This is a genomic window from Halorubrum sp. AJ67, assembly GCF_000513435.1.
In genome coordinates this window covers 186,211-187,967 of the sequence record NZ_CBVY010000008.1, presented here as the reverse complement: position 1 = coordinate 187,967, position 1,757 = coordinate 186,211, and the positions used below count along the sequence as shown (strand labels likewise).

Below are 1,757 nucleotides of genomic sequence, written 5' to 3'. Positions count from 1 at the left end.
CGTTCCGTGGCGTTCGGATCGCGGTACGTGACCGCCAGCGCGTCCCCGTCGATCCGAGCGTCGACATCTCTCGGTTCCGCGATCCCGTTCCCGACGGCGTCAGAGACGACCGTGCGACGGAGCGACTCGTTGGCCGCGAGCGCGTCGCCGCCGGCCGCGAGGTCGACCCGCGCGTCCCACGTCGTCGACCCGTTCCCGTGAACGGTGACGGTCAGCGAACTCCCGCCGGCGACCACGGACGTTCCGTCCGCGGTCGTGCGGTCGAGTTCGCAGACGCCGCAGACGGGCGTCGGGGGTGCGCGCGCGTCGACCGGTGCCACGGCGACCACCGCGGTCACACAGAGGAACAGCGCTACCAGTACGGAGGGGCTGCGAGGACCCATATGCGGCCCGTGAGGGGGACACCGTATAAATCACACCCCGAAAGCCGGACTGGTCCGCCCGAACCGACGCGCTGCCGCGGCCGACGGACCTAACGGCTGCCCCTGTCAACCCTCAGGCGATGACAGACGTTCCGCTCGAACACGTTCACGTCGCGCCCGACGACGGCACGGACGGCGAGCCGGCACCCGCCGTCTTCGTCCTCCACGGCCGCGGGGCCGACGAGGAGGACCTGCTCCCGGTCGCCGCCGAACTCCCGGACGAACTCCACGTGATCAGCCTCCGTGCGCCCGATCCGCTTCAGGGCGGGTACACCTGGTACGAACTCGACCTCTCGCCGGCGGACTGGAATCGAGCCAGCCGACGCCGCCGACTTCCGGCGGAGCCTCGACCTGATCGTCGAGAGCGTCGAGGGGGCGGTCGACGCCTACGGACTTGACGCCGACCGGCTCGGCCTGCTCGGGTTCAGTCAGGGCGCGATCACGAGCCTCTCGCTCCTCTTGGAGGACCCGGACCGCTACGCGTGGGTCGTCGCGCTCCACGGCTACCTCCCGGAGTCGCACGCCGACCTCGACCCGGACGGGATCGAGGGCAAGCCCGTCTTCGTCGGCGCTGGCGCGGGCGACCGCGTGATCCCCGACGAGCGGACGAACGCCGCCGTCGAGCGACTGGAGGCCGTCGACGCCGCCGTCACCCACGGGAGCTTCCCGGGCGGGCACGGCATCGGCCCGCAGGAGCTGGAGGCGGTCGTCGAGTTCGTCGAATCACAGGTGTAGCGGACGCCGAAAGCCGACCCTGACCCCCGGCTCCGGCAGGTTCAAACGGCTCGGTCACGACGTTCGGGTATGAGCGTCGAACAGGTCTCCATCGAGGACCTCGGCCGAGAGCTCGGCGAACGGATCGCCGAAACCCCGGAGTACGAGCGGTTCGAAGAGGCGAGAGCTGCGGTCCAGCGCGACGAGGAAGTCCAGAGCCGGATCGACGAGTTCGAGCAGCTTCGCGCCGAGTTCATGCAGGCGCGGCAGTCCGGACAGGCGACGAACGAGGGACTTCAGCGCGTCCAAGAGGCGCAGGACGAACTCCACTCGATGCCCGTGATGAGCGAGTACCTCGACGCGCAAGACGAGCTCGAAGACACGCTCGAAGCCGTCAACGAGGCCATCTCGGAGCCGCTCGCGGTCGACTTCGGCGGCGAGGCGGGCGGCTGCTGTCAGGACTGACCGGCGGGTCGATGCCCGGCGTCGCGACCGAACGTCCGTCGCGCCCGGCGATTCTCCCGACACCTTATATCCGATAGCGACGCAGCCTCCCCGTGATAGCCGTCGCCGGCGGCAAGGGCGGAAGCGGAAAGACGACGACTACCCTCGGGCTCGCCC

Annotated in this window: 1 protein-coding gene and 2 pseudogenes; 2 read left to right on the top strand and 1 reads right to left on the bottom strand. The window is 70.1% G+C overall.

All coding sequences use genetic code 11. The features are described 5' to 3' along the window. Positions 1–383: pseudogene (locus tag BN903_RS17425) on the bottom strand (hypothetical protein); the annotation flags it as partial. A gap of 119 nt (positions 384–502) precedes the next feature. Here BN903_RS17425 and BN903_RS08960 point away from each other — a divergent pair. Next, positions 503–1,157 (top strand): annotated as a pseudogene (locus BN903_RS08960) (alpha/beta hydrolase). Positions 1,158–1,226: 69 nt separating this feature from the next. Further along, positions 1,227–1,601 carry a YlbF family regulator gene (locus BN903_RS08955; protein ID WP_048077409.1) on the top strand — a complete coding sequence of 125 codons (375 nt, stop codon included), beginning with the start codon at positions 1,227–1,229 and terminating at the stop codon, positions 1,599–1,601. The last annotated feature ends 156 nt before the right edge of the window (positions 1,602–1,757 follow it).

What these genes read in the sequence shown, in the direction of transcription:
- BN903_RS08955 (WP_048077409.1), top strand. Translation starts at nt 1,227, where the DNA reads ATGAGCGTCGAACAGGTCTCCATCGAGGACCTCGGCCGAGAGCTCGGC.